Origin of the sequence: Streptococcus sp. HMSC072G04, from assembly GCF_001813295.1 — a bacterium.
In the GTDB taxonomy this organism is placed as follows: Bacteria; Bacillota; Bacilli; order Lactobacillales; family Streptococcaceae; genus Streptococcus.
The window spans coordinates 16,912-43,630 of sequence record NZ_KV812016.1 but is presented as its reverse complement, the minus strand read 5'-3'; the positions used below and the strand labels follow the sequence as shown (position 1 = coordinate 43,630).

Annotated in this window: 31 protein-coding genes and 1 other annotated feature; of the genes, 6 read left to right on the top strand and 25 right to left on the bottom strand. The window is 42.4% G+C overall.

The window, feature by feature from the left end; all coding sequences use genetic code 11:
- Positions 1-445: 445 nt before the first annotated feature.
- The 3 genes from HMPREF2904_RS02915 to typA form a co-directional block, all read right to left on the bottom strand.
- Positions 446-1,618, bottom strand: a complete 1,173-nt coding sequence (locus HMPREF2904_RS02915; RefSeq protein WP_070659897.1) for a hypothetical protein — start codon at positions 1,616-1,618, stop codon at positions 446-448.
- Positions 1,619-1,801: 183 nt separating this feature from the next.
- Positions 1,802-2,059, bottom strand: a complete 258-nt coding sequence (locus tag HMPREF2904_RS02910; RefSeq protein ID WP_070659894.1) for a DUF3165 family protein — start codon at positions 2,057-2,059, stop codon at positions 1,802-1,804.
- A gap of 23 nt (positions 2,060-2,082) precedes the next feature.
- Entirely contained in the window at positions 2,083-3,930 is a 1,848-nt protein-coding gene (gene typA, locus HMPREF2904_RS02905; protein WP_003017941.1) for a translational GTPase TypA, read from the bottom strand.
- Between the two features lie 178 nt (positions 3,931-4,108).
- Between typA and HMPREF2904_RS02900 the strand changes: the two genes are divergently transcribed.
- On the top strand, positions 4,109-4,834 hold the full coding sequence (locus HMPREF2904_RS02900) for a 16S rRNA pseudouridine(516) synthase (RefSeq protein ID WP_070659891.1): 726 nt from the start codon (positions 4,109-4,111) through the stop codon (positions 4,832-4,834).
- A gap of 43 nt (positions 4,835-4,877) precedes the next feature.
- On the opposite strand, the gene HMPREF2904_RS02895 is transcribed toward HMPREF2904_RS02900, so the two are convergent.
- Positions 4,878-5,261: a rhodanese-like domain-containing protein gene (locus HMPREF2904_RS02895; RefSeq protein WP_070659888.1), complete on the bottom strand. Its 384-nt coding sequence runs from the start codon at positions 5,259-5,261 to the stop codon at positions 4,878-4,880.
- Positions 5,261-5,479, bottom strand: a complete 219-nt coding sequence (locus HMPREF2904_RS02890) for a YqgQ family protein (protein ID WP_003017930.1) — start codon at positions 5,477-5,479, stop codon at positions 5,261-5,263. The genes HMPREF2904_RS02895 and HMPREF2904_RS02890 overlap by 1 nt, the downstream gene beginning before the upstream one ends.
- Positions 5,480-5,566: 87 nt before the next feature.
- Between HMPREF2904_RS02890 and HMPREF2904_RS02885 the strand changes: the two genes are divergently transcribed.
- Positions 5,567-6,226, top strand: a complete 660-nt coding sequence (locus tag HMPREF2904_RS02885) for a prepilin peptidase (RefSeq protein ID WP_070659885.1) — start codon at positions 5,567-5,569, stop codon at positions 6,224-6,226.
- Positions 6,227-6,233: 7 nt separating this feature from the next.
- Here HMPREF2904_RS02885 and trpB read toward each other — a convergent pair whose 3' ends face one another.
- The 16 genes from trpB to asnA all read right to left on the bottom strand — a co-directional run bounded on the left by trpB (position 6,234) and on the right by asnA (position 20,369).
- The gene (trpB, locus tag HMPREF2904_RS02880) at positions 6,234-7,421 is read right to left on the bottom strand and encodes a tryptophan synthase subunit beta (RefSeq protein ID WP_070659882.1); all 1,188 of its coding nucleotides are present in this window, start codon (positions 7,419-7,421) and stop codon (positions 6,234-6,236) included.
- 121 nt (positions 7,422-7,542) lie between these two features.
- Positions 7,543-7,778: a binding site (T-box leader), on the bottom strand.
- Between the two features lie 67 nt (positions 7,779-7,845).
- Positions 7,846-8,373 (bottom strand): VanZ family protein, encoded by a 528-nt coding sequence (locus tag HMPREF2904_RS02875; RefSeq protein WP_045759157.1) that lies wholly within the window; start codon positions 8,371-8,373, stop codon positions 7,846-7,848.
- On the bottom strand, positions 8,360-9,448 hold the full coding sequence (gene rlmN / locus HMPREF2904_RS02870) for a dual-specificity RNA methyltransferase RlmN (RefSeq protein ID WP_003005918.1): 1,089 nt from the start codon (positions 9,446-9,448) through the stop codon (positions 8,360-8,362). Before rlmN ends, HMPREF2904_RS02875 begins: the two co-directional genes overlap by 14 nt.
- 6 nt (positions 9,449-9,454) lie before the next feature.
- Entirely contained in the window at positions 9,455-10,030 is a 576-nt protein-coding gene (locus HMPREF2904_RS02865; protein ID WP_049483935.1) for a YutD family protein, read from the bottom strand.
- A gap of 284 nt (positions 10,031-10,314) precedes the next feature.
- Entirely contained in the window at positions 10,315-12,027 is a 1,713-nt protein-coding gene (locus HMPREF2904_RS02860; RefSeq protein WP_070659879.1) for a cache domain-containing sensor histidine kinase, read from the bottom strand.
- Positions 12,024-12,758 (bottom strand): response regulator transcription factor, encoded by a 735-nt coding sequence (locus tag HMPREF2904_RS02855; RefSeq protein WP_070659876.1) that lies wholly within the window; start codon positions 12,756-12,758, stop codon positions 12,024-12,026. The genes HMPREF2904_RS02860 and HMPREF2904_RS02855 overlap by 4 nt, the downstream gene beginning before the upstream one ends.
- A 58-nt stretch (positions 12,759-12,816) precedes the next feature.
- A complete protein-coding gene (gene msrB, locus HMPREF2904_RS02850; protein ID WP_070659873.1) occupies positions 12,817-13,938 on the bottom strand; it encodes a peptide-methionine (R)-S-oxide reductase MsrB in 1,122 nt (373 codons plus the stop codon).
- A gap of 11 nt (positions 13,939-13,949) precedes the next feature.
- Positions 13,950-14,510, bottom strand: a complete 561-nt coding sequence (locus HMPREF2904_RS02845) for a redoxin domain-containing protein (protein ID WP_070660428.1) — start codon at positions 14,508-14,510, stop codon at positions 13,950-13,952.
- Positions 14,511-14,569: 59 nt separating this feature from the next.
- Complete coding sequence (locus tag HMPREF2904_RS02840) at positions 14,570-14,905, bottom strand: hypothetical protein (protein WP_070659870.1); 336 nt, start codon at positions 14,903-14,905, stop codon at positions 14,570-14,572.
- A 26-nt stretch (positions 14,906-14,931) separates the two neighbouring features.
- A complete protein-coding gene (ccdA2, locus tag HMPREF2904_RS02835; protein WP_070659867.1) occupies positions 14,932-15,642 on the bottom strand; it encodes a thiol-disulfide oxidoreductase-associated membrane protein CcdA2 in 711 nt (236 codons plus the stop codon).
- Positions 15,643-15,741: 99 nt separating this feature from the next.
- Entirely contained in the window at positions 15,742-16,689 is a 948-nt protein-coding gene (locus tag HMPREF2904_RS02830; RefSeq protein WP_070659864.1) for a hypothetical protein, read from the bottom strand.
- A 56-nt stretch (positions 16,690-16,745) separates the two neighbouring features.
- On the bottom strand, positions 16,746-17,135 hold the full coding sequence (locus HMPREF2904_RS02825; protein WP_239682974.1) for an insulin activator factor: 390 nt from the start codon (positions 17,133-17,135) through the stop codon (positions 16,746-16,748).
- A 64-nt stretch (positions 17,136-17,199) separates the two neighbouring features.
- Complete coding sequence (locus HMPREF2904_RS02820; protein ID WP_070659861.1) at positions 17,200-18,279, bottom strand: SepM family pheromone-processing serine protease; 1,080 nt, start codon at positions 18,277-18,279, stop codon at positions 17,200-17,202.
- Positions 18,263-18,751 carry a pantetheine-phosphate adenylyltransferase gene (coaD, locus tag HMPREF2904_RS02815; RefSeq protein ID WP_070659858.1) on the bottom strand — a complete coding sequence of 163 codons (489 nt, stop codon included), beginning with the start codon at positions 18,749-18,751 and terminating at the stop codon, positions 18,263-18,265. Before coaD ends, HMPREF2904_RS02820 begins: the two co-directional genes overlap by 17 nt.
- The gene (gene rsmD, locus HMPREF2904_RS02810; protein WP_031575882.1) at positions 18,741-19,280 is read right to left on the bottom strand and encodes a 16S rRNA (guanine(966)-N(2))-methyltransferase RsmD; all 540 of its coding nucleotides are present in this window, start codon (positions 19,278-19,280) and stop codon (positions 18,741-18,743) included. The genes coaD and rsmD overlap by 11 nt, the downstream gene beginning before the upstream one ends.
- A gap of 96 nt (positions 19,281-19,376) precedes the next feature.
- Positions 19,377-20,369, bottom strand: a complete 993-nt coding sequence (gene asnA / locus HMPREF2904_RS02805) for an aspartate--ammonia ligase (protein ID WP_003005888.1) — start codon at positions 20,367-20,369, stop codon at positions 19,377-19,379.
- 159 nt (positions 20,370-20,528) lie between these two features.
- Here asnA and HMPREF2904_RS02800 point away from each other — a divergent pair, with 159 nt between their 5' ends.
- From HMPREF2904_RS02800 to HMPREF2904_RS02785, 4 genes are read left to right on the top strand one after another with little or no spacing between them, the layout of a single operon-like run.
- Positions 20,529-21,206, top strand: coding sequence for an XRE family transcriptional regulator (locus HMPREF2904_RS02800; RefSeq protein ID WP_070659855.1), 678 nt, complete (start codon positions 20,529-20,531; stop codon positions 21,204-21,206).
- 2 nt (positions 21,207-21,208) lie between these two features.
- Positions 21,209-22,621: a Y-family DNA polymerase gene (locus tag HMPREF2904_RS02795; RefSeq protein ID WP_070659852.1), complete on the top strand. Its 1,413-nt coding sequence runs from the start codon at positions 21,209-21,211 to the stop codon at positions 22,619-22,621.
- Complete coding sequence (locus tag HMPREF2904_RS02790) at positions 22,618-22,989, top strand: hypothetical protein (protein WP_070659849.1); 372 nt, start codon at positions 22,618-22,620, stop codon at positions 22,987-22,989. Before HMPREF2904_RS02795 ends, HMPREF2904_RS02790 begins: the two co-directional genes overlap by 4 nt.
- Complete coding sequence (locus tag HMPREF2904_RS02785) at positions 22,970-23,296, top strand: DUF5960 family protein (protein WP_003005875.1); 327 nt, start codon at positions 22,970-22,972, stop codon at positions 23,294-23,296. The genes HMPREF2904_RS02790 and HMPREF2904_RS02785 overlap by 20 nt, the downstream gene beginning before the upstream one ends.
- A gap of 52 nt (positions 23,297-23,348) precedes the next feature.
- Here HMPREF2904_RS02785 and HMPREF2904_RS02780 read toward each other — a convergent pair whose 3' ends face one another.
- The 4 genes from HMPREF2904_RS02780 to rsfS all read right to left on the bottom strand — a co-directional run bounded on the left by HMPREF2904_RS02780 (position 23,349) and on the right by rsfS (position 26,706).
- The gene (locus HMPREF2904_RS02780; protein ID WP_003005873.1) at positions 23,349-24,065 is read right to left on the bottom strand and encodes a YebC/PmpR family DNA-binding transcriptional regulator; all 717 of its coding nucleotides are present in this window, start codon (positions 24,063-24,065) and stop codon (positions 23,349-23,351) included.
- 120 nt (positions 24,066-24,185) lie between these two features.
- Positions 24,186-25,283: a nucleotidyltransferase gene (locus HMPREF2904_RS02775; protein WP_070659846.1), complete on the bottom strand. Its 1,098-nt coding sequence runs from the start codon at positions 25,281-25,283 to the stop codon at positions 24,186-24,188.
- A gap of 6 nt (positions 25,284-25,289) precedes the next feature.
- Positions 25,290-26,030, bottom strand: a complete 741-nt coding sequence (locus HMPREF2904_RS02770) for a class I SAM-dependent DNA methyltransferase (protein ID WP_305366823.1) — start codon at positions 26,028-26,030, stop codon at positions 25,290-25,292.
- A 322-nt stretch (positions 26,031-26,352) separates the two neighbouring features.
- Positions 26,353-26,706, bottom strand: a complete 354-nt coding sequence (gene rsfS, locus HMPREF2904_RS02765; protein ID WP_049483439.1) for a ribosome silencing factor — start codon at positions 26,704-26,706, stop codon at positions 26,353-26,355.
- Between the last annotated feature and the right edge of the window lie 13 nt (positions 26,707-26,719).

Sequence of the window (26,719 nt, the reverse complement as noted above, 5' to 3'; positions counted from 1 at the left end):
ATTCCTAGTTTAATATTTAGTTTGTTACTAGGTTCTTTTATTTGTATGGAATATAACTAACATCTCTAAACCCATTAAATTCCTCGAGACAAGCCTTGTAAATAGCTTTTCCCAGTTTCTGACATATAAGAGATCTCAAGCATTCTACGTACATAAAACTCTGCTCCTGTCCCATCCCACCATACATGATTGCTAAAGAAAACTATACAGCCTAACGTGGGATTCGTTTCATGCGCATAGGTAGGTGAATATCAATCATCTAAGACAGATCAATAAAGAAAACGTACACATAACCATTAGCTTCAACTTCTACAGACCGAATCAAAAATCACCCGCCAATAGAAAAAAATTACTCATCGATAGGTATTGTCCATAGTGGGAAAAGAAAGTTAATGCTTCATTTACTTGGACTCATCTTTCTTTCCTGTATTTCTTGGTAAAATTTTTAGGAATGATCAATCAGAAGCAAATCAGCGGAATCCGTCTCCCATTCTGCTTTTTCAGATAGCGGAATCGTAATCCGTTTTTTCACCTCTAAGGTTTCAGTATCAAATTCGACAATGGTTCCCATTTCTTTGGTAGAAGCTTTTGCTGGAGTTACTAGGACTACGACCTTATCATCAGTATAGCGTACTTCTCGGACTGTTAGACTTGTGTCACTAAAAAGATTGACAAAATCAGTACCGGATAGGTCCTTTTCAGAAACAAGTTTTAAGTCACTTGTATATTCTAATAATCGACGATCTGATGTCACAAAGCGAAAGTTATTTTTAAATGGATAGGCAGTGAAGACTCTCTCAGCTTCAAAGGTCTCTTCTTTTGCTTCTAAGCTAGTTGGATCAACACTTGTTAAGCTAATTTTATTTTTCTTTTCCTCTCGCTTCTCCTCATCATCAAAGCGACTAAAATGAGGATTCCCAACAGTTATCACTTTTCCGTCTACCAATAAGAGTTCCTGGAAATCAGACTGAGACGGATCTTGCAACTCAATCCGCTCAAATTCGTTCTTTTCCTCATCTAGGTAGAGAAAACTCATATCATCACCAACTAAATCAAATCCTGTAACGAAAATTTTTGAGTTGACTTCGATCCCTTTACCAAGGCTCAGATTAACCTTTGGTGACAGTACCTGCTTGTTTTTAGAGTTAGTGTAGCAAATGCGACTTCTCAACACACCTACACTCCCATCCTCTACAGATAATCCTTCAATCGGCCCTTTCTGTCCCTTTGAAACAAATCGAACGGAATAGTTAGTAAAATCCACAAAGGGAATTTGACTTGGATAAACGGAATAAGTAGAAGGAGACTTGAACACCAAATGAGGCCTCGTTCCTAAGGAGTAGGCATAGATTTCATTTCCTTCTTGGAAAAGCGTACCAATACTATACCCCTTTAGGGAGTGCTCTTTTTGTTCCCCTTTTTTGTCAATGAAATAGAGCTTTGTTAGGGTATCTCTTTTCCTCTTTGGACGATAGGAATAGAAACTAACAGCATATTCATACTGTGAAAACTCGCCAGAAGATTTTTTAGGGCTAGAGTTTCTACTACAAGATCCCAAGAGTAAAACACTAATCCCTCCAAAAATCAGAAACAGGTTTCGAATCATTTTTAATTTCATCACTATTCCCTCCTTATTACTTTTCTTTATTATACCCTTACCACAATCAATTAGCAAACCCACACAGGTGTCCTCCTTCTTTCATCGTTTAAATGTTTTTTAACTCTTGCTAAACAAAAAAGAGCTACAAAAGTGAAGAATTCCCCTTTTACAGCTCTAGTGCTTTCGATGTTTGTTGAATGTTTACTGTTTCAGTTTTTTTGACTTAGTTGGTAATCTCGAAATATCCACCAAAGCCAGGTAGCCAACAAAGGCGAGAAAGGCACCGACAAAAAACTCAGACGGTAGTTGGAATATCTGAAAAATGGCGAGACAAGTCAGTACGATAATGGAGACGATCAAGACCACCATTGTGACACTGTTTAAGGTACCACGAATACTTTTGGGGGTCATAAAAAGGTAAAAAAGGAGAATCAAAATCCCTAAGATAAAATAGACCATTTTGTTTCTCCTTTCTTTCCGTATTATTCAGCAGCTGCTGATTTTTTCTTTTTATTTGCTTTTTCGCGTTCTGCTTTGTTCAAGATTTGTTTCCGCAAACGGATAGATTCAGGCGTTACTTCCATGTACTCATCGTCGTTCAAGAACTCAAGAGATTCTTCTAAGGTCAAGATACGAGGAGTCTTGATAACCGCTGTTTGGTCCTTAGTAGCTGAACGAACGTTGGTCATTTGTTTGGCTTTCGTAATGTTTACGGTCAAGTCGTTCTCACGAGAGTTTTCCCCGATGATCATTCCTTCGTAAACTTCTGTACCTGGATTGACAAAGATCGTACCACGTTCTTCGATAGACATGATAGAGTATGTGGTTGCTTTTCCGTTATCGATTGAAACAAGAGCACCACGGTGACGTCCACCGATTTCTCCTGGAATCACTGGCAAGTATTGATCAAAGGTGTGGTTCATGATTCCGTAACCACGTGTCATTGACAAGAACTCAGTTGAGTACCCAATCAAACCACGCGCTGGAACAAGGAAGACCAAACGAGTTTGACCGTTACCAGTTGAGATCATATCCAACATTTCACCTTTACGTTCAGAAAGGCTTTGGATAACAGATCCTTGGTATTCTTCTGGTGTATCGATTTGAACGCGCTCAAATGGTTCACATTTGACACCATCAATTTCCTTGATAATAACTTCTGGACGAGATACTTGCAATTCGTATCCTTCACGACGCATGGTTTCAATCAAGATAGACAAGTGCAATTCCCCACGTCCTGAAACGGTCCATTTATCAGGTGAATCAGTTGGGTCAACACGAAGAGAGACGTCTGTTTGCAATTCCGCTTGCAAGCGTTCTTCAACTTTACGAGAGGTCACCCATTTTCCTTCGCGACCAGCAAATGGTGAGTTGTTGACCAAGAAGGTCATTTGAAGCGTCGGTTCATCGATGTGAAGGATTGGAAGAGCTTCAACTGCGTCTGTCGGTGTGATGGTTTCTCCAACGAAGATATCTTCCATACCAGAAATAGCGATCAAGTCTCCAGCTTTGGCTTCTTGAATTTCACGACGTTCCAAACCAAAGAAACCAAAGAGTTTGGTAACACGGAAGTTCTTAGTTGTTCCATCCAATTTAGAAAGGGTTACTTGGTCCCCAACTTTTACAGTACCACGGAAGACACGTCCGATACCGATACGTCCAACGAAGTCGTTGTAATCAAGCAGGGATACTTGGAATTGAAGAGGTTCATCTGAGTTATCAACTGGAGCTGGGATGTGATCAATGATGGTATCAAAGATCGGCGCCATTGTGTGCTCTTGATCAGCTGGATCGTCTGAAAGTGAAGATGTTCCGTTGATCGCTGATGCATAAACAACTGGGAATTCCAATTGGTCATCATCCGCACCCAATTCGATGAAGAGTTCAAGAACTTCATCTACAACTTCTTCTGGACGAGCAGATGGTTTGTCGATTTTGTTGACTACAACGATCGGAACAAGATCTTGTTCCAAGGCTTTTTTCAATACGAAACGAGTCTGAGGCATGGTTCCTTCGTAGGCATCAACGACCAATACAACCCCATCGACCATTTTCATGATCCGTTCCACTTCTCCACCGAAGTCTGCGTGTCCTGGTGTGTCCATGATATTGATTCGAGTTCCGTTATAAGCAACGGCTGTATTTTTAGCAAGGATCGTGATCCCACGTTCTTTTTCAAGATCGTTTGAGTCCATTGCACGTTCTTGCAATTCTTTACGTTCATCCAAGGTGTGCGATTGTTTCAACAATTCGTCTACCAAGGTTGTTTTACCATGGTCAACGTGGGCAATGATCGCAACGTTACGAATATCTTCTCTTAATTTTGTCATGATTTCCTCTATAAAATTTTAAATAATATTTCTAACTGAACAATTATACCACAGTCCTATCTAAAAAACACAGTTCAGCTAGTTGTAAATGTTTTCATCTTCATTTCTTTTCTCCGACTCGATTTCCTTTTCTTTTCATGATACACTGATGATAAGAATTTCAGAAAAAGAGGCTCCCATGAGATTAGATCAATTGATGGCAAACCTTCAGTACGCTCGCAAAGACATCAAACAACTTCTGGCCCGAAGGCAAATCTTGGTCGATCACCTACCAGCTCAAAAGCTATCCCAAAACATCGACCCTGGACTCCAACAAATCCAAATAGGGGATCGGATCATTCAAGAACCGCGTCACCACTACTACATGCTCTATAAACCTATCGGGGCCGTGACTGCCAAAAGAGACGCCCACCATCCAACGGTGATCGAGCTAGTGGACCCCCAGCAAGAGTACCCAGATCTCTATCCGCTTGGTCGCCTCGATCGCGATACCAGTGGTCTGCTCCTCCTCACAGATAATGGTCCCTTAGGCTTTCAACTGCTCCATCCCCAATACCATGTGGAGAAGGTCTATGAGGTAGAAGTCAATGGTCCGCTCTATGCAGCCCACATCGAGCAATTTCAGAATGGGATTTCATTCACAGACGGCCCTATCTGCAAGCCTGCCTCCTTGACCATTCTAGAAAGCACCCCCAGCTACAGCAAGGCCCAGGTCCGGATCTCAGAAGGAAAATACCACCAAGTGAAAAAGATGTTTTTGGCCATTGGGGTCAAAGTAATGACCTTAAAACGCTTGTCTTTTGGTCCCTTCACCTTGGATCCTCAGTTAGTCCCTGGAGAAAGCCGACCTTTGAATGAGGTGGAGCTCACACGGGTCAAAGACTACCTTAAAAAAACGAGATAAAAAAGCTCTAACCACACACTTTGTGCAGTTAGAGCTCTTTTTATTAAGTGTCTTTTTTCACTTTCCCATTCCAAGAATCGAGACCATAAGACAAGACATAAATGTCTGTATAGCCCTGTTTCTTAAGATAGAGAGCCGCATTGGTTACACGCGAACTACGGCTATTTTCATAGAGCAAAATTGGTTTATCTTTACGCAAGGCTGCAAGACTCAACTTCAACTGGGTAGAAGGAATGTTACGAGCTCCTAAAATATGCTTGGCATGAAACTCAGCTGGCTCTCGCAAGTCAATCAACTGCCCTTGACGAATCAGCTCTTCAAAGGTTGCATTGTCCACAAATTTAGCAGCTTTACGGATGCGGAAATAATTAAACGCCATCCATCCAAACGCTCCTAAAATAACCAACCAAACAATGATATTTCCCATCACTCTACCTCACTCTTTTTCAAAAATTCTAATTCTTGCTTGTGTTCTCTTCTTAAAACGGTATCGGCTTCTAAATAATCGAGCCGCTCCATCAGGCCTGCATCATAAAGACGTTGAAGCTCAATTTTCATCAATTCGATGTCATAGAGGCGCTTCCCTACGTAAATGATGATTCCAAAACGTTTTAAAAATTGTTGAACATCATATAGGTTTTTCATGTTCATTATTGTATCAAATTTAGAAAGGCTTTACAAGATTTTCAAGCAAATGATGAAATTTTCCGATTGCTTTACGAATAAATAAGTATGATCAACTTTTATTTTTTTACCATCGGTACTTGCATCGCCTCTTTTTTGGGACTAGTTGTCGACCGTTTCCCAAACCAATCCATTCTCGCTCCTCGTAGTCATTGTGATCAATGTCAGCACGTCCTTGGAGCTTGGGATCTCATCCCCATTATCTCGCAACTACTCCATCGTTTTCGCTGTCGCTATTGTCATCAGACCTACCCATTTTGGTACTGCCTTTTTGAGGTCTGGAGTGGCCTGCTCTTTTTAGCCTGCGCCAATGGTTACCTTTCCCTGCCTCAACTTCTAACACTACTGGGAGCTGCCGTTTTAGCCATTTATGACCTTCGCTTTATGGAATACCCCTTGGTCATCTGGTGCTGTCTCCATGCCTTGGTCCTCTTTTTATCCGGTAGTAATCTCCTCATGCTGGTCTTTTTACTCCTTGCGATTGGAGCTCACTTTTTCTTTATCGGAATGGGAGCAGGAGATTTTCTCTTACTAGCTACCTTTTCGCTAAGCTTTTCTTCTACCAAGATCCTCATTCTCATTCAGATCGCATCCATCTTAGGCATTCTCGTCTTTGCTCTCAAAAAAGAAAGAGACCGGATTCCCTTTGTTCCCTGTCTCTTTCTCAGTTATCACGCTTTACTGCTTTATACGATGTTTTGCAGATAAATTCTTTTTATTTTGCAGCTTTCGCTTCTAGATAATCAGCGATGGCAGCTACGTCCTTGTCCCCACGTCCGGAAACATTGATGATGATGATCTTGTCTTTATCCAGTTTTGGAGCACGTTTAACCGCTTCTGCAATCGCGTGTGAGCTTTCAATGGCTGGGAGAATTCCTTCTGTCTTACTGAGAAGAAGAAGAGCTTCTACTGCTTCATCATCTGTCGCTGCTACATATTCGACACGACCAGAATCTTTAAAGAAAGCATGCTCTGGGCCAACCCCTGGGTAGTCCAAACCAGCAGAGATCGAGTAAACTGGCGCTACTTTTCCATCTTCGCCAAAGACTGCATAGGTCTTCATCCCATCAACCACACCGATAGTCCCTTTGGTCATGGTCGCTGCGTGTTGATCGGTATCCAAGCCATGACCAGCTGCTTCTACCCCAATCAAGCCGACTTCCTCTTCTGCGACATACTCAGAAAAGGCACCGATGGCATTAGAGCCACCACCGACACAGGCAATCACATAATCCGGCAAACGGCCTTCTTTTTCCAAGATTTGACGTTTAGATTCTTCACTGATCACTTTTTGGAATTCATGCACAATGGTTGGGTAAGGGTGAGGTCCAACAGCAGAACCCAAAACATAAAAGGCATCCAGATCCGCCATCCATGCTCCAAAGGCAGCATCAACGGCGTCTTTCAAGGTCTTGGTACCGGTTTCAACTGCGTGGACGGTTGCTCCCATCATTTCCATGCGGAAGACATTGAGACGTTGGCGTTCCACGTCTTCTGCTCCCATGTAGACATCACAGGCCATGCCAAACTTAGCTGCTGCAGCTGCTGTAGCTACACCGTGTTGACCGGCTCCTGTTTCAGCAATCACGCGCGTTTTGCCCATGCGTTTGGCCAAGAGGATTTGCCCCAAGACGTTATTCAATTTATGCGAACCTAGGTGATTCAAGTCTTCGCGCTTCAAATAAATTTTTGCTCCACCTAAATGCTCTGTTAAACTTTCCGCAAAGTAGAGTGGTGTTTCGCGTCCAGAATAGTCTTTCAAATAATGTTTGTATTCTGCAATAAATTCTGGGTCATTTTTATACTGTTCAAAAGTTGCCTCTAATTGATTGAGCAAGTTTTGAATGGGTTCTGGTACGAAAGATCCACCAAATTGTCCGAAATAGCCTTTTGTTTCTGTCATGATTGTGTCCTCTTTTCTATATCTTCAATCCTGTTTATGATCTTTTTCTCTCGCGGGCCCTTTGAGCTGCAGTCTCACTGGGTTCCTTTGAGATACAAAAAACCTCACACAGAAAAATCTGTGTGAGGACGATTCGATACCGCGGTGCCACCTCAATTGTAGGAAGATATTCTTTCTCCTACATCTCTGACCTGTCTAACAACAGGGTGCACGATAAGGTGTGCTCACCGAATTTTTATTGTTTCAAATTCATTATCATAAACGCATCAGCCCATTTCAAGATTCACCACTGCTTGTTCGCAATCACCACAAGCTCCCTGGAAGTGAGAAAAATCTCTACTTTTCTGATGTCTTGAAGCTATTATAGCTCCCACTTCTGACTTTGTCAACAAAAATTTCAAAAAGACACTAAAATGGTCGGGTTTTACATTTCCCCATTTTTGGCTAGCAATCGTGCTCTGCAATACTGAAAGCCTAGATAAGCCAGATAAGCGCCTAAGGTATTGGTCCACAAATCATCTAGCTCAAAGACACGATTGGCATCAAACAAGAGATCTAACAGAACTTGGCTACATTCAATCCACAAGCTCATCGCAAAGCCGAAGCACAAGACCCGTTTGCGACTCCTCAACCAGGGCCATAGCCAGAGAAGTTGAAAGACCAGCGGGCTTAACAAAAAGATATTGGCTATGTTTTGGAGAATGACCTTAATGAGTTGGAGGACACTGGTGATTTGGCCAAGATTCATCACCGAATTAAGAGGAACCAGCAAGACGACGATGCGACCGAAATGTTGAATACCCGGTGTTTCCATACCTGGCTCTGGCTGTTGGGGCAAAAAACACATCAGACACAAGAGGATAAAATAGAAGAAGCTGCCACTCCGTAACAGCCTTCTTCCTCTTTTGGTTAGTTCTGTATGATCGATCAGCCCTTGTTTAAGGTTGCGCATGTTCAACAATCGCTTTCTCCCGGTCCCGTTTCATGGTATTTGAACGCAATTGACCACAGGCAGCATCAATATCTGTACCGTGCTCTTGACGCACTACACAGTTAACACCTTGTTTTTTCAAGGTATCATAGAAGGCCATGACCCGTTCTTTGGGACTCCGGCTATATTGGTCATGCTCACTGACAGGATTGTAAGGAATCAAGTTAACATAAGACAATTTCTTGATATTCTTGAGCAATTCTGCCAACTCTAAAGCTTGCTCGACCCCGTCATTGACTTCATTCAACATGATGTACTCAAAGGTCACCCGACGGTTCGTAGTCTCAATATAGTATTCAATCGCCGCAAACAATTTTTCAATTGGAAAGGCCCGGTTGATCTTCATGATGCTAGAGCGCAAGTCATTGTTTGGTGCATGAAGAGACACTGCCAAATTGACCTGCACACCTTCATTTGCAAAGTCACGAATTTTATGAGCCAAACCAGAAGTTGACACGGTAATATGACGAGCACCAATCGCTAATCCCTTGTCATCGTTGACCGTCCGGATAAATTTCAAGACATTGTTATAGTTGTCAAATGGTTCTCCGATCCCCATGACAACGATATGACTGACCCGTTCATCTTGGCCACGCTCGTCAAAGTATTTTTGAACCAACATGATTTGAGACACGATTTCCCCATTGTTCAAATCGCGTTGTTTTTTGATCAAACCAGAAGCACAGAAGGTACAACCGATATTGCATCCTACTTGAGTCGTTACACAGACAGATAAACCATAGTGCTGACGCATCAAGACGGTTTCAATCAACATGCCGTCTGGCAATTCAAAAAGATACTTAACCGTTCCATCTGCTGACTCTTGCACAATCCGTTGCTTAAGTGGGTTGACGACAAATTGATCATTTAACTTCGCAATCAAGTCCTTAGAAAGGTTGGTCATTTCTTCGAAGGACTGGACGCGTTTGCGATAGAGCCATTCCCAGATTTGTGCTGCACGGAATTTCTTTTCGCCGTTTTCTTCCGCCCAATCAATCATATCTTGGCGTGTTAAACTATAAATGGATGGTTTCATTCTTTCTTACTCCTCTTTTTGTCGAATCACAAAATGACGTTTGTTGTCTGTCTTCGTTGTCTTTTTGGTCTCAGCAGACGGTCTTGTTTTTTTCGAGTTTTTCGCTGGTTGTCCCTTGTCGCGTTCTCGTTTTTGGAAACGATCTTTTTGTTTGCGATTGCGCGAACGCTTCTTAGGCTCTCTTTCTTCTGATTGAGCTTTTTTGACCGGTGATTTCTTATCAAAGGAAGCACGATGAGGTTCCTTATTTTCAAGGACAAAATAAGCACAACCATAGCTACAATATTCTAACAAATAATCGTCTAAGCGACTTAGTTTATCCATCGTTGCAACATCGCGCTCTTCCTTATAAAAGCCACGCAAGCGCAACTGCTCATTGCTCCAATCACCAACAATGTAATCAAACTTGGTTAAAATCTCAGAAAATCTCTGACCAAAAACAGTCGCATCAAAAGCTTCCTTCTCATTTTTCAAGAGCTCAAAGGAGAGGTTTTCTGAAAGGATCTGGTCTCCTACCTGACGAAACACAGGTCCAGGAAATTTATTGTAATTATATAATTCAGGGTCAATCTCTTTTCGCATAGTGTTCCTTCATCAAAATCTATTTACTGTAACACTTTATTCTATCATAAATTTGATGACTTGCGTCAGATTTGACTAGAAAAGAGTTGAAATTCCTTTGAGAGCAAAAAGAGAGTGGGACAGAAATCGGTAATTCGTTAGAATTCGATTTCGTCGTCCCACCTCCGCACAGTTGAGTAGGGGTGTAAAAACTGATGAAATCAGCGTAGTAGAGCCCACTCAACCACTGCGTCTTGCTCGACAATTCAAAGATAATTGAGAGGCTAGGACTTTTGTCCCAGCCTCTATGAATATTCATTGCCGGATGAAAGGGGCAAATAAAGAGTGATTTTCGTATAGCTATGGGCCTTAGAATCAATCTCCATATGATAGGCTTCGCCAAATTGAAGATGCAATCGTTGGTCCACATTGTTCAAGCCAACACCTCCTAAACGAAGAAGGGTTTGGTCTGTTGATTCTGATCGGTCAAACCCTCGTCCATTGTCAAAAATCGATACGCAGGCGGAGTCTCCACTGACTTCAGTCGTCACTCGAATGAGACCTGGCCGATCGATCTCTTTAATGCCATGGTAAATCGCATTTTCCACTAAGGGCTGAAGCACTAATTTTGGAAGCTGATAGTCGCCCAACCGTTCATCTTCTAGAATTTCATAGTTGAGCTTTTCACCATAACGTTGTTTTTGAATGAAAAGATACTGGCGGACATGGTCGATTTCATCTCTCAGTAGGATTTGTTCCTGGCCTTGGTTAAGAGCCAGTCTAAAATATTGAGCCAAAGACTTAGTGATGTTGACCACGCGCCGACTATCATTAAACTCCGCCATCCAGACAATCGTATCCAAAGTATTGTAGAGGAAATGCGGATTAATCTGAGCCGAAAGTGCCCGCAGCTCGTACCTCCGTGCGTTCTGCTCCTCTTCCTTAACCTGTTGCATGAGGTGATCGATTTGGTCCAACATGGCATTAAAAGTTTGAGCGAGGTCCACCAATTCTGGAGATCCTTTGGCTGCAGCTCTCACGTGAGCATCTCCTGCTCCAATCCTCAAAATGATAGTCTGAAGGTCTCGTAAGGGTTTGATCCACAAACGCAGAACAAAGCCGATCCCTATCAAACACATGATCAAAGCTAGTAATCCTAGGCCAATGAAAGAGTAAAGGAGCTGCGACTGAAGCATCTGAAGTCCTTCAAGGGAAGCCACTCCAATCAAGGTCCAATCACTATCTGGAATCGGAACCTGATAGATAAAATTCTTCCCTCCTTTACTATAACCATCTTTCACAGCAATATAGGGCTGCATGGCCTGCATTTCTTGACTGGAAGAATAGACCGCCTTTTTAGGATGGTAGACAAACTCATGCTTTTGATTAATGATAAAACTAAAGCCTTGTTTCCCCAGTTGCAGGTGATCCAAGTAAGACTGAAGGCTATCGTAGCCAATATCCAAGCGTACTACTCCGAGATTTTGGCCAGTCTGATCGACCACTTCTTGGGTAATAGAAACCACCCATTTTTCTTTTTCCGAAGTCAAGGATTCCTTTCGAGCTGGCGTCAAAACTGGCATGGCTCTTTCCTTAATCGCCTCTTGATACCAACTTTCATTCATCATATCTGAGGAGGTCTGCATGCTGATTTTGGTATCTGTCGCTACCAGACGTCCGTCCTTGGTCACTAAGACTGCTGAGACCAGGTCCGGATCCGTTTCAATCATCGTTCGCATCAGGTGTTGAACCGTTTCTTGATCCGCACTCTTGTCTTGGGCAAGTTGGCGAACAGCCTGATCCTTGCTAAGCACTGTCGTGGTCTGCTTTAATTTTTTTAGATAGGAGGTGATGAACTGACTGCTTTGATCGATACTATTTCTTGTCGTCCGCTCTGTTTGCTGGCGGATCGTCCCTGAACTCGTTTGATAGTAAAGGCTACCGATGAGACCAAAAAGTAGGAGAATGAAGAGAAAAAAGTAGAGGACCAGCTGGATCAGCAAGGGATATCGTTTCATTCATGCTCTCCTTTTTTGTACTGCCTTGGTGTCACCCCAACAACCTGCTTAAAGCGTTGAGAAAAATAGTTCATATCTTCAAAACCAACCTGATCGGCGATCTCATAAATCTTTAGATCTGTCGTGAGAAGCAAGAGTTGAGCCTTCTTCATTCGCTCCTGGATGAGGTAGTCTTGGAAGGGGAGTCCCAATTTTTTCTTGATCAATACGCTTAGATAAGAGGCACTGAAACCAAGTTGATAGGCCAGATCCTTTAGAGTTAACTGAGAGTCTGCTAAACGAGCATGAATGGCTTCTTCCAAGTCTGTCGAATAACCATGACTGACCAAATCTTCGACTTGCGCCTTTTTTCGCTCTTGATCGAGTTTTCCCTTCACCTTTGCTAACATCTCTTCAATATCATCTTTTGAAAAAGGCTTCAGCAAATAATCATCTGCACCTAACTTGATGGCTTTCCTCGCAAACTCAAAGTCATCATAACCTGTCAAAAAAATGATATGACAAGACGGAGACTGCTCTTTGACGAGATGGGCCAGATCCAAGCCATTCATTTGTGGCATATTGATATCGGTTAGAAGGATATCAGCTGGTTTCTCTTGAAACTTCTCCCAGGCCTCACGGCCATTTTCTGCCTGGTTGATGACGGCCATCCCAAACTGTTCATAGTCTACTAAGGAAGTCAGACCCTGCCGGATAAGCTCTTCATCTTCCACAATCATGATCGCATACATGTCTTTCACCTACTTGTTTTTGCTATGCTTATTATAGCAAATTGTAGTTCCAAATGTCTCAGACATAGTCCAATAAATAACCGTAGCCCTTTTCCACCATCTCTGCTTTAGGGATGAATTTGATTGACAAGCTATTGATGCAATAGCGAAGGCCACCTTTTTCCTTAAGACCATCGGTAAAAACATGGCCCAGATGAGAATTTCCTACACGGCTCCGAACTTCTGTCCGGGTCATATTGAAACTCTTATCCTCCTTATAGATGGCCACATCAGGACTAATAGGCCGACTGAAACTTGGCCAACCACAACCAGAATCAAATTTATCCTTAGAGGAGAAGAGAGGCTCACCAGTCACGACATCTACATAAATACCGGCATCAAACTGATCCCAGTAACGATTGGAGAAGGCTCGTTCGGTATCATTTTTTTGTGTCACCGCATACTCTTCAGGAGATAACTTCTTTTTGATCTCCTCATCGCTTGGCTTGGAGTAGCGATTGGCATCAATAACAGGATAAGAAGCCTGATTGACATCGATATGGCAGTACCCATTCGGATGTTTCTTTAGATAATCCTGGTGGTAGTCCTCAGCCTTGATGAAATTAGTCAGCGGCTCTTTTTCCACTGCTAACGGTTTGTCGTATTTTTTTGCTTCTTCTTCAAAGACTTGGTTAATGGTTGGAAGGTCTTCTTGGGAGACATAATAGACACCTGTTCGGTATTGAGTCCCTTGATCATTTCCTTGTCGATTCTTCGACGTTGGGTCGATAATCCGGAAATAATGCAGGAGCAATTCTTTCAGAGATACCTTCTTGATATTGTAAGTGATGTGAACTGTTTCGGCATGCCCTGTTTGAGGGACTAATTCATACTTGGTTGTTTCTCCCTTTCCATTGGCATAGCCTGATACAGCATCAATCACACCTGGAACACGGGAGAAATATTCCTCTACGCCCCAGAAGCAACCACCAGCCAAATAAATTTCACGCTGATCCTTTGGATCAACCGTTTCATTTGTTTCCTTTTTGGCTACTGGAGTCTGACTCATCGATGCTTTTTTAATCATCTCAGTGCTTGTTTCTGATTGATCCATTCCGTTTGATCCCTTACTAAAGAAAAAGAAACCAATGAATAGTAAGCCAACGAGAAGGATAGCAAACACTTTCCATTTTGTTTCCATTGTCTATCTCCTTACTGCATGTTCTCTAGGGTCTTGAGGATATCCTCTTTATTCATATAGCCAATATGACTCTTTGCTAAAGTCCCATCACTATTGATAAAGAGCGCCGATGGATATGAACGAATCCCATACTCTTTTAGCAGTTCCCCTTTACTATCTAGCAAGACCGGGAAATCCTTGTAATCCAAAGACTGGTACCAGTTTTTGAAATCTGCTTCCGATTTTTCACCATTAAAGGTTGGAGCTACAACGGATAAGACCACATAATCCTTACCCTCCTCTGCCTTTGCTAAATCATTTGTGTCGCCTAATGTTGAAAGACAGATTGAGCACCAGGAAGCCCAAAATTTGAGGTAAACTTTCTTTCCCTTGTAATCGGATAAGCGGTAGGTCTTACCGTCTACTCCTTGCAGGTTAAACTCCTTCACTTTCTTGCCAGATGGTTGCCTAGCGCCAGCTTTGGCTGTTTGTTGGCTAATGTCCTTATTGGAAGTAGCCATTCCTTGACTCGAGCAAGCCCCCAAAAGTCCAGTACACAAGAATCCTGCAGCTACTAAAGCTAATTTCTTCATCATTATTACCTCTTTAAATAAGGAGAAAGTCATCCTCAGATGACCTCTCCCTTCTTTCATTAGTTGTCTGATTTCATATCAGATGATTCACTCTTTTCATCTTTCATTTCTGAATCGCTAGATTTCATCTCATCTTTTTTCATGTCGTCCTTCATTTCAGAACTGCTGTCAGACATCATAGATGAATCTTTCTTGTCCTCTTTTTCCATTTTATCATCGGACATGGACGAATCCTTCATGTTATCCTTCTTCATGTCGTCCTTCTTCATATCGTCCTTCTTCATCATACTACTATCGTCCGTTTTTTTCATGTCTGAATCTGATTTCTGTCCAGAACAAGCTGCTAAAGTGACGATGCTAAGTGTAGCAATAGAAAGTGCAAGAATTTTTTTCATGATTTTTCTCCTTTAATCATTCAAGATTAGTGAAACAGGGATGCGAGGCTATTAAGATTTCCAAGCATCAGCAAGATACCCATCAAGATGATGAGGGCACCACCAATTTTTTTCAAGGTTCCCATGTGGGGCTTGAGTTTAGCGAAATGTTGTAGAACCCAGCTAGAGGCCAAGGCCAAAAGCAAGAAAGGCAGAGCCAAGCCTAATGTATATACCAGCATCAGGAGAGCGCCTTGCAAAGCACCATTTCCTCCAGAAGCGGCAATGGCTAGAACCGAACTCAAAACTGGTCCGACACAAGGGGTCCAACCAAAACTAAAGGTTACCCCTATTAGAAAAGCATTGAAGAATTCATTGCGCTCCCGATTCTTTTTGAGTTGGATGGTCTTTTGTTTTTGGAGTTGTCTCAGATTGATCACTTCCATTTGGTGAATCCCTAATAAGATCACAATCCCTCCTAGCAGATAGCGAAACCATGGAGCATAAAGCACCTGGCCAAGGGCCCCTGCACCATATCCTAGAATCAGGAAAACAGTTGATAGACCTGCGATAAAACAAAACGTCTTCACCAGACCATACCAAGAAATGTCTCTTCCAAAAATTCGAACCGTCTTCACGCGTTCAGAATCCAATAGAATCCCTACATAGACTGGCATCAGTGGCAAAATACATGGGGAGAAAAAGGATAGAACTCCCGCTAAGAATACTGAAATGGAAAACAAACTAGTTTGAATCATTTCACTACCTCCCTTTCTTTCTGATACCAGTATAAAGAAAAAATCCCTCTAAAAATAGAGAGATTGATAAGCAAAAACTTGAATTTGATTAGAAGATGATTAATTCTTCGGATGGGCCTTTATCCATGCTACGAACTCGTCATAAGAGTGAATTTGTGTTTTCTCTCCAGTTGTTTCGTCTGTGGCATACAGTTCCATGACTTCTTGACCTTCCGGCGCAAACCAATGAATGATTTTATCAAACCATTCGCGTTCATTGTATTGTTTCGGACGGAAATATAATTCATCTAGATATTTCATCTGTTTTTCTAACTCTGGATATAATTTGGCAAAGTTAGAACCAGAAATATTTATTTGAGACGGATTAAAATTCATTGGATAAATTAAATTTACGTTTCTTGAAAGATTATACTTTGCTAGATTATCGTCGATCTGTTCAGAGATCCCACCCCTATCCCAATCATATTTTTGGTTAAAATATAGTTTTTGTTCTCTGTCAATCTTCTCCATTTCACTTTCAGAAATATCTTTATATTTCTCTCCACTAGCAGAAACTAATACCGATCTAATATCATGACCTGTTATATCGTACATATTTAGTTTCTCCAAATCCAGTGTCAGGTAATCATCGTCATTTTGTAAATAACTATAAGGAAAATTATGAACAGAACGATATAAATTATTCTTCCCAAGTAATTCATATAAATTAAATTTAACAATTTTTTCTTTATCATGTACACTATAACTATTAATTTGAAAATATTCTTCATTACCAATTGGGGGAGTTTTTTCAAAATTAGTAGTATCAAGTGTATGCGAAGAAAAAGTTGTAATATAATTCTGACCAAACAAAATAACACCGTCTGAATAGTTATCGACAGCCACAAAAACAAATTTATCATTGTCCAACAATTTTATTTCCCTAATTTTTGAAGGAGTTTCATTTCTATAAATTTTCTCTGAGGAATTTTTATATTTTAAAAAAATTATACTGCCAACAACAAGCATTATGATAGCTATTAACATGCTAGCTTTTTTGTTTTTCATTATGATTTTCTCCTACTTTTCTTTTACTTCACATCACCAAATACCTTTTTCAAAGCCTACTCCTTTTCATTTGATAACTGTTGATAATCGAATAGATATAACAAACTTGAAATGATTGCTAGCACACTAGTTAAAGTCGATACAAAAGGAACGAAACCAACTATAGAGGCAACGAAGAGAATTTTATGACTTTTCTTATTTACTTTTGGATTTTCATTATAGTTGGCCATTGCAAGTATAGAGATAACAAGATACAAGAGACTGATTGTATTGATTACCAATCCCCAATCACCTTTTTCAACCAGCTCAGGAACAGCATGAACGAAAGTCCACTCCCACCGTTGAAAAGAGGCATAGCTGATTACGATCGCTCCTAAAATACCAATAATCCCATTCATTAGCAACATATTATATGATTTCATAAACTCATTACTTTCTTGACCCATAATCCTTCATAAAAATGAGAAATTGATTTTCTCTCATTTCATCACTTGTCCAGCAGACTACTCTCTACTTCTTCAGATAATCAATGGCGTCTTGAAGGGTTTTGACGGGTACGATTTTCATCTTCGAATGAATTTGTTTCGCTGCTTCTTTAGCTGTTTCATAGTTTGATTTGGCCTTGGGATTGGCCTTCTTTTCTTCTTTGGAAACTGGATTATTAGGGGCAAAGAAAATTTCTGCTCCTTCTTTATCGGCTGCGACGACTTTCTTGTCAATCCCACCGATATCACCAACCGTTCCATCTTGGTTAATGGTTCCTGTCCCTGCAATATGGCGTCCCTGACGAAGATCTGGATCAGCCACCTGGGTGTAGATGGCTAGGCTAAACATCATACCGGCACTTGGACCACCAATCCCTTGGGTCGCAAATTGGACAGGAACATCGCCTTTGGCTTCAGTCCGGTCGATCAGGCTAATCCCGATTCCGTTTTTCCCGTTGGATAATTTGATGATCTTTCCGTCTGCGGTCTTGGTTTGTCCATCCTCAATATAGGTCACTGAAACAGGATCGCCAATTTTTTGAGAACCAACATAATCAATCAATTCTTTGGAACTCTTAAAGGTCTTGCCATTCACACCGGTGACGGTATCTGCAATGTTCAAGATTCCCTTAAAGGTCGAGTCATCTGCCACTTGCATGACATAAACACCAAGAAAGTCCATCTGGGTTTCTTTTCCAGCTGTCTTTAACCCTTGGTAGATGGCCATATTTTGCGAGGTTTCCATATAGAATTGGTTAATCCGCGTAAATTCTTGGCTCGAACTACCACCTGTCATATCCTTGGCAGAGTAGATATCTGTAAAAGGGGTCGCCCAAGCATAGATCAAATCAGCCGGGGTCGCTTCTTTCACTGCCACGGTTACAAAATCATAGGATCCTGACTTGGTATCCATTTTTCCATCGACTGTCATGACCGATCGAATGTCTTCTGCCGTTCCTGGCATCTCAATATAATAGGGAAGGCGAATCACAAAAGCAGCTAGCAAGAGGAGCAAGAAAAGAACGCCTGCAATCGGCCATCGGTATTCTTTCAATCGTCCCTTTTTCTTTTTAGTGGGCAAGCTTGGTTTATTCGCTTGTGTCATCTTTAATTTCCTCCATTACACTCTTTGGTACATAAGGTGAGATATCCTGCTGAAAAGCCAGCAACTCTCGAATACGTGTTGAACTAATGGCCTGGTAAGGAGGCTGGGCATAGAGATAAACCGTCTCCAATTCAGGCGCTAATTGGTGATTAAAATAATCCATATTGGCTTCGTATACCAGATCCTGTGCATTGCGCAAGCCCCGGATCAAGGTGATGACCCCAAGATTGCGCGCCACTGTCACAGCCAACTCTTGAGTCGACGTCACAATTTCAACATTTTCCAAATGAGCCAAGGCCCCTTTCACCATGCGCACGCGTTGCTCAATGGAAAAGAGTCCGACTTTTTCCGGATTATAAAAAATTCCGACATAGACACGGTCAAACAAGCGACTAGCTCGCTCGATCAATTGCACATGCCCAATGGTAATCGGATCAAACGATCCTGTAAACAATCCATTTCTATCTGACATATACTGTTACCTTACTAATTCCATAGATTTTTTCTTTCCAGATTCCCACTTGTCCGATTTCCTCAGGAAGTTCTACGTGTTTATCGGTTTCGCACACAATCATGATCTCCTCTGACAAGAGTTGGCGCTCGCACAAGGTTTCGATATCGCGGACAATCTCTTCCTTGGCATAAGGAGGATCCAAGAACACCAAATCAAAGGTGCCCGTTAGGAGACCCAAGGCCTGCTTGGCCTCCATTTTTAGCAGTTGAAACCGTTCCTTTTCCTTGGTCATGGCAATATTGGCTGCTACAATCTCCTGCGCTCTACGATCTCTTTCTACTAGAACGGCCTCTGACATGCCTCGAGAAACGGCTTCGATAGAGAGCCCACCGCTTCCTGCATAGAGATCCAGCACTCTTCCACCATCAAAGTAAGGACCAATCATATTGAACATGGCCCCTCTGACCTTATCAGAAGTCGGCCTGGTTGTTTTTCCTTCAAGTGTTTTTAGGGGACGTCCCCCATAGGTTCCAGATACTATTTTCATAGGGACCATTATACCAAAAAAAATCAGAAAATTGCGATTTGATATGGTCAAGCGACAATTAAAAGAGCCGAGCACTCTGCTCGACTCTTTCTTTCCTTATAGGATATTTTCATATTCATCGCGGACAGATTGAGGCCAGACACTGGTTTGGACTTCACCGATATGTTTCTTACGAAGCAAGAACATAGCCAAACGAGATTGTCCGATCCCTCCACCAATTGTAAGTGGGAAAAGACCATTTAACAAAGCTTTGTGCCACTCTAATTGGAGACGATCCTCGTCCCCTGTGATCGCAACTTGACGGCGAAGCGTATCTTCATCAACACGGATCCCCATTGAAGACAACTCAAAGGCTGAACCTAGAACGTCATTCCAGACGAGGATATCACCATTCAAGCCCTTGTAGCCATTTTCAGACTCTGTTGTCCAGTCATCGTAGTCAGGCGCACGTCCATCGTGTGGTTTGCCATCTGCAAGTTCTCCACCAATCCCGATCAAGAAAACGGCTCCGAATTCTTTGGCAATGGCATTTTCACGCTCTTTTGGAGTTAAATCTGGATAGCGTTCCACCAATTCTTCTGTGTGAACGAAGGTAATTTGTTTTGGAAGAACTGACTCAATATCATAGCGCGCTTCTACTGCTAATTCTGTCAAACGAATCGCCTTGTAGATCTTTTCAACCGTTTCTTTGAGGTAGGCGATGTTGCGTTGACCATTTGGGATGACTTTTTCCCAGTCCCATTGGTCTACATAAACAGAGTGGATAGCGTCTAGCGAATCTTCATCTGGACGAAGAGCCTTCATATGGACAAAGAGACCTTCTCCTTCGCCAAAACCAAAACGTGCCAAGGTATGGCGTTTCCATTTTGCGAGTGAATGCACGACTTCATAAGTCTCATCAGGAATTTGAAGGACCTTTACAGATACCGGATGTTCAATCCCAGAAAGGTTATCCTGCATCCCATCTCCGACCTTACTCAAAATTGGCCCTTGGACTTCAATGATGTCCAATTTATCTTTTAAATACTGTGTAAACGTCGTTTTAACAAACGAAATTTCTTTTTGTTGGTGGATAAAACTTTTTTTCATATAGTTCCTCATTTATAGACATTTTAGAAATGATTATACTCTTTTTTCAATCAAAATCAAGTCTTTTCATTCGTTTTCAACTGAATTTTTCTCTTGCAAAAAGGATTCATTTTTGATAAACTATATGTAACTTTTAAAACGTTACGTAGGAGAAGTGACATGTTTGATGCAAAAAAACTAAAAGAAATACGCCTGGAAAAAGGCTTGACCCAAGCAGATGTCTATGAGGATCTCAAGATTTCTCGCAAGACTTACTCCAGTTGGGAGAATGGCTTAGCAGAGCCACACGAAAAAAATCTCAGGAGGTTGGCCAAGCGCCTCTCCGTTAAAGAGGACTACTTTATTAACAAAGACTCCGCACTCTACACCTACCCTTTATTAACCCCACCTCATCAAAAGAAAGTCGACCAGTTGGCCAGCCAGTTATTGGAACAGCAGCAAAAAGTTGTTTCCTTGACAGCTTATAAGGTTCTTTCAATTGAGCTGGCAGCCGGTTTGGGACATACCTTTTATGACAACGAAACGGACTATGAAACTGTCTATTTTGACCAAGAGATCCAGCATGACTTCGCTTCTTGGGTATCAGGTGATTCGATGGAACCTCTCTACCCCAATGGCTCTGTTGCCCTCATGAAGCAAACTGGATTTGACTACGATGGGGCGGTCTACGCCCTCATGTGGAATGGAAAGACCTATATCAAGAAAGTCTATCGGGAAGCGGAAGGTTTGCGCTTAGAATCCATCAACCCTGACTACGATGATTTATTTGCTCCCTATGAAGACGAGCCCAAAATCGTCGGCATTGTGGTCGGGCATTTTCTTCCACTCGAGGTTTAAATATGCTATTTGATTATTCACGTGAGCCTCATTCTGATATTGCTTTTGTGGATATAAAAAGTTTTTATGCCAGTTGTGAATGTGTCCGTCTAGGGCTCAATCCCTTGACGACTTCTCTTTGCGTCATGAGTCGGAGCGACAATTCTGCTGGTCTGATTTTGGCGAGCTCTCCCGTTTTCAAACAAGTCTTTGGCAAGAAAAATGTCAGCCGTAGCTACGACCTACCTTTTGACCTCAAAACCAGGAAATTTAATAGCTACGTCGCTAAAAAGCAAGGATTGCCCACAGATCCAGCCTTTATTGCATCCATTGAATCCTGGGCCAAGAGAACCCTGATTGTCCCTCCACGGATGAATGCCTATATTCAGGTCAATATGGAGATTCAAAAAGTCTTTCAGGAATTTGCAGCACCAGATGATATTTTCCCTTACTCGATTGACGAAGGTTTTATCGATCTGACCTCTTCCTTAAATTATTTTATTCCAGATCCCTCCCTCTCTCGAAAGGAAAAACTGGATCTCCTTTCTGCCAGAATCCAAAAAAGGATCTGGCAGGAAACTGGAATCTACTCTACCATTGGCCTCAGCAATGCCAATCCCCTTCTTGCCAAGCTAGCCTTGGACAATGAAGCCAAGCATTGCCGAAATATGCGCTCCAATTGGTCTTATGAAGATGTAGAAAGTAAGGTCTGGAAACTGCCCCAGCTTACTGATTTTTGGGGCATTGGACGTCGGACTGAAAAGCGATTGCAAAAAATCGGGATCACGTCGATTGCTGAACTGGCCCAGGCTCACCCAGATCTCTTAAAGAAAGAATTCGGAGTCATGGGCCTTCAACTGTGGTTCCATGCTCATGGCATTGATGAAAGCAATGTCCACAAGCCTTATCGTCCGAAGTCACGAGGTATTGGTAACTCTCAAATCTTGCCCTATGACTACCATCTACAAGCCGACATTGAACTGGTGTTTCGGGAGATGGCTGAACAGGTAGCTATTCGCTTGCGACGGAAAAAAAAGAAGACCCAACTGGTCTCCATTCATGCCTCCTACTCCAAAATCGAGGGGCTTCCGTCCATTCACTGCCAGCAAAAGATTGAGCTTACCCAATCCACCAAGGTTTTATCCGATACGGTTCTGCGGCTCTTTCGTTCCAAGTACGAAGGAGGAGCCATTCGGCAGATTGGTGTTTTTTATGGAGAACTTGTCGAGGAGTCTCTTCAACTCTTTTCTCTCTTTGATGATCCAGTAACACTGGAAAAAGAGGAGAAACTCCAGCAGACGATTGACCGCATTCGGGATCAATTTGGCTTTACCTCTCTTCAGAAAGGCTCCTCACTACTAGAAAACTCACGCGCCATTGCACGCAGTAAACTAACAGGCGGACATTCCGCAGGAGGCTTAGATGGATTAACATGATCGACCGTTCTTATCTCCCTTATCAATCCGCCCGCGAATTTCAAGATCGTGGCATGGCCAAATGGGCTGGCTTCTTTTTATCCGAGCACACAACCGCCCTGCATACAAAAGAAATTGACCGCAGTCAGCTCACGGTTCTTCCACTTGCTGAACAGATCCGGCTCCTGGAGCAGGCCTTTCAACAACAAACGACGATCTCGATCACGACTTTAGAGGGGAATCAATTTGCAACCTACACAGGTTTGATTCACACCTTATCTGCTTCTGAGCTTCTTCTCAAAAGCGATGGCCACTACCACCGTCTCCTCGTAGACTCTATCATTTTTATTGAATCTGAGGAAACAGCCTATGAAACCTATTCAGACTAAACACGAATTACAATTTGATTATTTTTCGGAGAATTACCACCAATTTGAGATGGACTTTTACAAGTGGGCCGCTACTTCTACGCCGCTCGTCTTTTTAGAAGACGATATTCTCCATTCTATGGCAGCAGGCCAGCGAAACTACTTTCGTCTTCACCACACCAAAAGTCGGGATCATCGAGACCATTATTTCTATTTTAAGGTTTCCACACTCTCCCAATCACCCCTGACCCGTATTTACGCTTATACAGGACATCACTTACAAAAGATAGATCCTCATCAAACAGAGAAAAAGGATAGCTTGATCTAAGAAGCTATCCTTTTTCTTAATTTATGGGATTCACTACAGTTCTTATGAGTGATTAGAATCCATCTACGTTTGTGTAGATTTTTTGTACGTCCTCGTCATCTTCAAGAACGCTGTAAAGTTTTTCAAATGTTTCCAAATCTTCACCTGACAACTCAACTTCTGATTGAGGAATCATTTCCAATTCTGTTACTTGGAATTCTTCAACACCTGATTCACGCAAAGCAACGATTGCTTTGTGAAGATCAGTTGGAGCAGTGTAGACTGTGATCGTTCCTTCTTCTGCTTCGACATCATCCACATCCACATCTGCTTCAAGCAAAAGCTCAAAGATGGCATCAGCATCATCACCAGCAAAGACGATAACACCTTTGTTGTCAAAGAGGTAAGATACAGAACCTGAAGCTCCCATGTTCCCACCGTTTTTACCAAAAGCAGCACGGACATTGGCAGCTGTACGGTTAACATTTGACGTCAAGGTATCAACGATCAACATCGAACCATTTGGTCCAAATCCTTCGTAACGTCCTTCTGTAAAGGTTTCGTCAGTGTTTCCTTTTGCCTTATCGATCGCTTTATCAATCACGTGTTTTGGCACTTGCGCTTGTTTAGCACGGTCAATAACGAATCTCAAAGCAGTATTTAGTTCTGGATCTGGTTCACCCTTTTTAGCAGCTACATAGATCTCCACACCAAATTTAGCATATACTTTTGAGTTGGCACCATCTTTGGCAGTTTTCTTGGCAACAATATTGGCCCATTTACGTCCCATGAGGATTCTCCTTAAATTTTTTCAAATTATTTTCAATCTTTTATATTATATCATAAATCACAAGACTTGGAAGAGTTTTTTGCGTATCCTTCCAATTGGAGTTGCTCGACTATTCACCTCTTATTGATCTTCCACCCTCACAGGCACCCGGCCCCAGATCTGCTCTGGCAATTGGGGATGGCCTAGTTGATACACCTGATCCGCTTGTTGGGTCAAAGCATCCCAAGGTTCCTTACCAATTCGGGTCACGATTTCTACTGATTTTTTCAAGCCTTTGAGATGAGCTTGTCCCTTTGCGGAAAAACCTAAGACATGAATGGCGTCGGGAAGGGCTTGTTCCGTTGCCCCTACCAAGATGTAGGTCAAGATGCGGCGTACTCGCGCCTTAGTATAGCGCTTGGTTGCGACTTTCTCCACCAATTCTTCCACAGAGCTAGTACTTCGAACGGCCTCCTTTATCCGGTTGGCCAGTTCCTCATTGACCTGAAAAATCTGTGTCAAATCCGGATGGGTTAGGATTTGATAACGGAGCAGTTGGTCATAATCCTCCCAAGATACCTGTGGAGCCGACTGAAAGAGTTGGCTATTGGGCATGAATTTAGCTACAAAGTCCTGATCTTCCTTGTGCAGGCGTATACTAGTCGCAGAAGCATAGGCCACTTCTTTTTCTTCTGAATGGTAGCCTGCTCCCTGGCGTTGAATAGGCTTAAGCGTAATCCCCTTCCCAGCACAGGCCTTGGCATAAGCTAGCCCTAAAATATGATTAGGAGTATCCCCTGTGAACTCCACTCCAGCAAAGGTTTCCCACATTTTTTGGGTCTTTTGTGGATAGGATGAATCGTCTGGAAGATTTCGCAAGAAACCTTCCATTTCCACTTTTTTCTCCGAGTAAACTGTCGCAATCGCTTGGTAATCCAAGACTTCTTCTGTCCCAAAGGTTAATTGGTCAATTCCCAGACGGGACAAGATTTCTACCGCTCCCTTGGCAAAATGATCAGCTGACTGAACAGCAACGAGAAAGGGGAGCTCGACCACCAGATCCGCTCCATTTTCCAAAGCCATCTGCGCGCGAATCCACTTGTCTACAATGGCAGGTTCGCCACGTTGAACAAAATTCCCAGACATGGCCACAATCTTCAGCCCTTCTGTCTGTTCCAGCAGGTACTTGTGTCCATTATGAAAGGGATTAAATTCTGCAATAATACCTGTAACTGTCATGCTGGCCTACTTCTGTGCTACAAAAAACCAACGTTTGCTGGTCTTTGTTGGCTCTTTGTCCTCAAAGTCTGCATACAATTTGAAAGATTTAAAGCCAGCCTGCTCCAATAAGATGTCATAGGTTAAAACTTCATAGGTACGTTCCTCATGAACTTCATCGTGGCGACTAAAGCTGCCATCCTCTTCTTGGACAAAGAAGGTCAGCTCATGGACGATCGAGTGAGGTGCCGCATCCTCATAGGTATCCCAGAGCATGGCAAAGTCTTCCGCATTTTCATGATAAGAATAGCCTGGGAAAACCTTATCTGTCTGATAGGTCGAATGGACATCAAAGATAAAAACACCATCTTCATTAAGGGCATTATAGACTTCTCTGAAGACATCCCCTACTTCTACCTCGTCCTGCATATAGCAGATAGAATCCGAGTAGCAGGTCACGAAATCATAAGTGCCTGCTTGCGACAGGTCCAGCATATTGCCCTCGATAAAATCAATCTTCTGCTTGGCTGAAGCAGCTCTTTTTTCAGCAATTTTCAGCATGTCAGCACTCAGGTCTAATCCTGTCACATCAAAACCAGCTTGAGAAAAGCGAACAGACTGGATCCCTGTCCCACAAGCCAATTCCAGCAATTTTTTCCGGTCCTTACTTTTAGGAAGATGCCGGAGGGAAAAATCCGTCCATAAGTCATACAGACTATCATCCATGACCGCATCGTAGACCGCCGCAAACGTTTCATAAGTCGCCATATTCATGATACCAAGTCCGCCCGTAATCCGATAGAAAATTAGGAGCACGACGATGGAGCTAAGCTCCAAGGAGAGCTATCTATTTTCCGAGGATTACAGGACGGGTTCAAATCCTTTCTAAGATACAAAGAGCGTTAAAAGCAAAGAGAAAATAGGAAACTTTCTGCCGTATCGTCAGATACAAAGGAAGTTACTCTTTTTCTCACAGCTTTTAGCTCGTGTTCAATTATCAAATTAACCAAACACGAGGCCCCATCCTTTCTTTCCATAGAATTTCAATTTAACCAACAAAACTCAGTTGCTACCAACTGAGTTTATCTGCTTATGCTAGGGCTGCTGAAAGATCGACAGCACTTGCTTCGTGCCATAGCTTTTCTAGGTTATAATGGGTACGCATTTCTTCTGAGAAGACATGGACCACCACACCACCTAAGTCAAGAAGGACCCAACCTCCAGCTGAGTCACCTTCGACATGGCTGGCATTGCCACCAGCTTCAACGACTTTCTCACGAATATTTTCAGCGATTGCTTCCAACTGACGGCTATTCATAGAACTTGCGATGACAAAGTAATCTGTCACGCTGGTTAAGCTTTGAACATCCAAAGCCACAATGTCTTCTGCACGTTTTTCATCGGCAGCTTTAACAACAAGTTCAAGTAATTCTTTTTCTTTCATGTAATCCTCTTTC

Coding starts and splice junctions, on each gene's coding strand:
- HMPREF2904_RS02915 (WP_070659897.1), bottom strand. CDS start 1,618: ATGAAATTAAAAATGATTCGAAACCTGTTTCTGATTTTTGGAGGGATT.
- HMPREF2904_RS02910 (WP_070659894.1), bottom strand. CDS start 2,059: ATGGTCTATTTTATCTTAGGGATTTTGATTCTCCTTTTTTACCTTTTT.
- typA (WP_003017941.1), bottom strand. CDS start 3,930: ATGACAAAATTAAGAGAAGATATTCGTAACGTTGCGATCATTGCCCAC.
- HMPREF2904_RS02900 (WP_070659891.1), top strand. CDS start 4,109: ATGAGATTAGATCAATTGATGGCAAACCTTCAGTACGCTCGCAAAGAC.
- HMPREF2904_RS02895 (WP_070659888.1), bottom strand. CDS start 5,261: ATGGGAAATATCATTGTTTGGTTGGTTATTTTAGGAGCGTTTGGATGG.
- HMPREF2904_RS02890 (WP_003017930.1), bottom strand. CDS start 5,479: ATGAAAAACCTATATGATGTTCAACAATTTTTAAAACGTTTTGGAATC.
- HMPREF2904_RS02885 (WP_070659885.1), top strand. CDS start 5,567: ATGATCAACTTTTATTTTTTTACCATCGGTACTTGCATCGCCTCTTTT.
- trpB (WP_070659882.1), bottom strand. CDS start 7,421: ATGACAGAAACAAAAGGCTATTTCGGACAATTTGGTGGATCTTTCGTA.
- HMPREF2904_RS02875 (WP_045759157.1), bottom strand. CDS start 8,373: ATGCGCAACCTTAAACAAGGGCTGATCGATCATACAGAACTAACCAAA.
- rlmN (WP_003005918.1), bottom strand. CDS start 9,448: ATGAAACCATCCATTTATAGTTTAACACGCCAAGATATGATTGATTGG.
- HMPREF2904_RS02865 (WP_049483935.1), bottom strand. CDS start 10,030: ATGCGAAAAGAGATTGACCCTGAATTATATAATTACAATAAATTTCCT.
- HMPREF2904_RS02860 (WP_070659879.1), bottom strand. CDS start 12,027: ATGAAACGATATCCCTTGCTGATCCAGCTGGTCCTCTACTTTTTTCTC.
- HMPREF2904_RS02855 (WP_070659876.1), bottom strand. CDS start 12,758: ATGTATGCGATCATGATTGTGGAAGATGAAGAGCTTATCCGGCAGGGT.
- msrB (WP_070659873.1), bottom strand. CDS start 13,938: ATGGAAACAAAATGGAAAGTGTTTGCTATCCTTCTCGTTGGCTTACTA.
- HMPREF2904_RS02845 (WP_070660428.1), bottom strand. CDS start 14,510: ATGAAGAAATTAGCTTTAGTAGCTGCAGGATTCTTGTGTACTGGACTT.
- HMPREF2904_RS02840 (WP_070659870.1), bottom strand. CDS start 14,905: ATGAAAAAAATTCTTGCACTTTCTATTGCTACACTTAGCATCGTCACT.
- ccdA2 (WP_070659867.1), bottom strand. CDS start 15,642: ATGATTCAAACTAGTTTGTTTTCCATTTCAGTATTCTTAGCGGGAGTT.
- HMPREF2904_RS02830 (WP_070659864.1), bottom strand. CDS start 16,689: ATGAAAAACAAAAAAGCTAGCATGTTAATAGCTATCATAATGCTTGTT.
- HMPREF2904_RS02825 (WP_239682974.1), bottom strand. CDS start 17,135: ATGGGTCAAGAAAGTAATGAGTTTATGAAATCATATAATATGTTGCTA.
- HMPREF2904_RS02820 (WP_070659861.1), bottom strand. CDS start 18,279: ATGACACAAGCGAATAAACCAAGCTTGCCCACTAAAAAGAAAAAGGGA.
- coaD (WP_070659858.1), bottom strand. CDS start 18,751: ATGTCAGATAGAAATGGATTGTTTACAGGATCGTTTGATCCGATTACC.
- rsmD (WP_031575882.1), bottom strand. CDS start 19,280: ATGAAAATAGTATCTGGAACCTATGGGGGACGTCCCCTAAAAACACTT.
- asnA (WP_003005888.1), bottom strand. CDS start 20,369: ATGAAAAAAAGTTTTATCCACCAACAAAAAGAAATTTCGTTTGTTAAA.
- HMPREF2904_RS02800 (WP_070659855.1), top strand. CDS start 20,529: ATGTTTGATGCAAAAAAACTAAAAGAAATACGCCTGGAAAAAGGCTTG.
- HMPREF2904_RS02795 (WP_070659852.1), top strand. CDS start 21,209: ATGCTATTTGATTATTCACGTGAGCCTCATTCTGATATTGCTTTTGTG.
- HMPREF2904_RS02790 (WP_070659849.1), top strand. CDS start 22,618: ATGATCGACCGTTCTTATCTCCCTTATCAATCCGCCCGCGAATTTCAA.
- HMPREF2904_RS02785 (WP_003005875.1), top strand. CDS start 22,970: ATGAAACCTATTCAGACTAAACACGAATTACAATTTGATTATTTTTCG.
- HMPREF2904_RS02780 (WP_003005873.1), bottom strand. CDS start 24,065: ATGGGACGTAAATGGGCCAATATTGTTGCCAAGAAAACTGCCAAAGAT.
- HMPREF2904_RS02775 (WP_070659846.1), bottom strand. CDS start 25,283: ATGACAGTTACAGGTATTATTGCAGAATTTAATCCCTTTCATAATGGA.
- HMPREF2904_RS02770 (WP_305366823.1), bottom strand. CDS start 26,030: ATGGCGACTTATGAAACGTTTGCGGCGGTCTACGATGCGGTCATGGAT.
- rsfS (WP_049483439.1), bottom strand. CDS start 26,706: ATGAAAGAAAAAGAATTACTTGAACTTGTTGTTAAAGCTGCCGATGAA.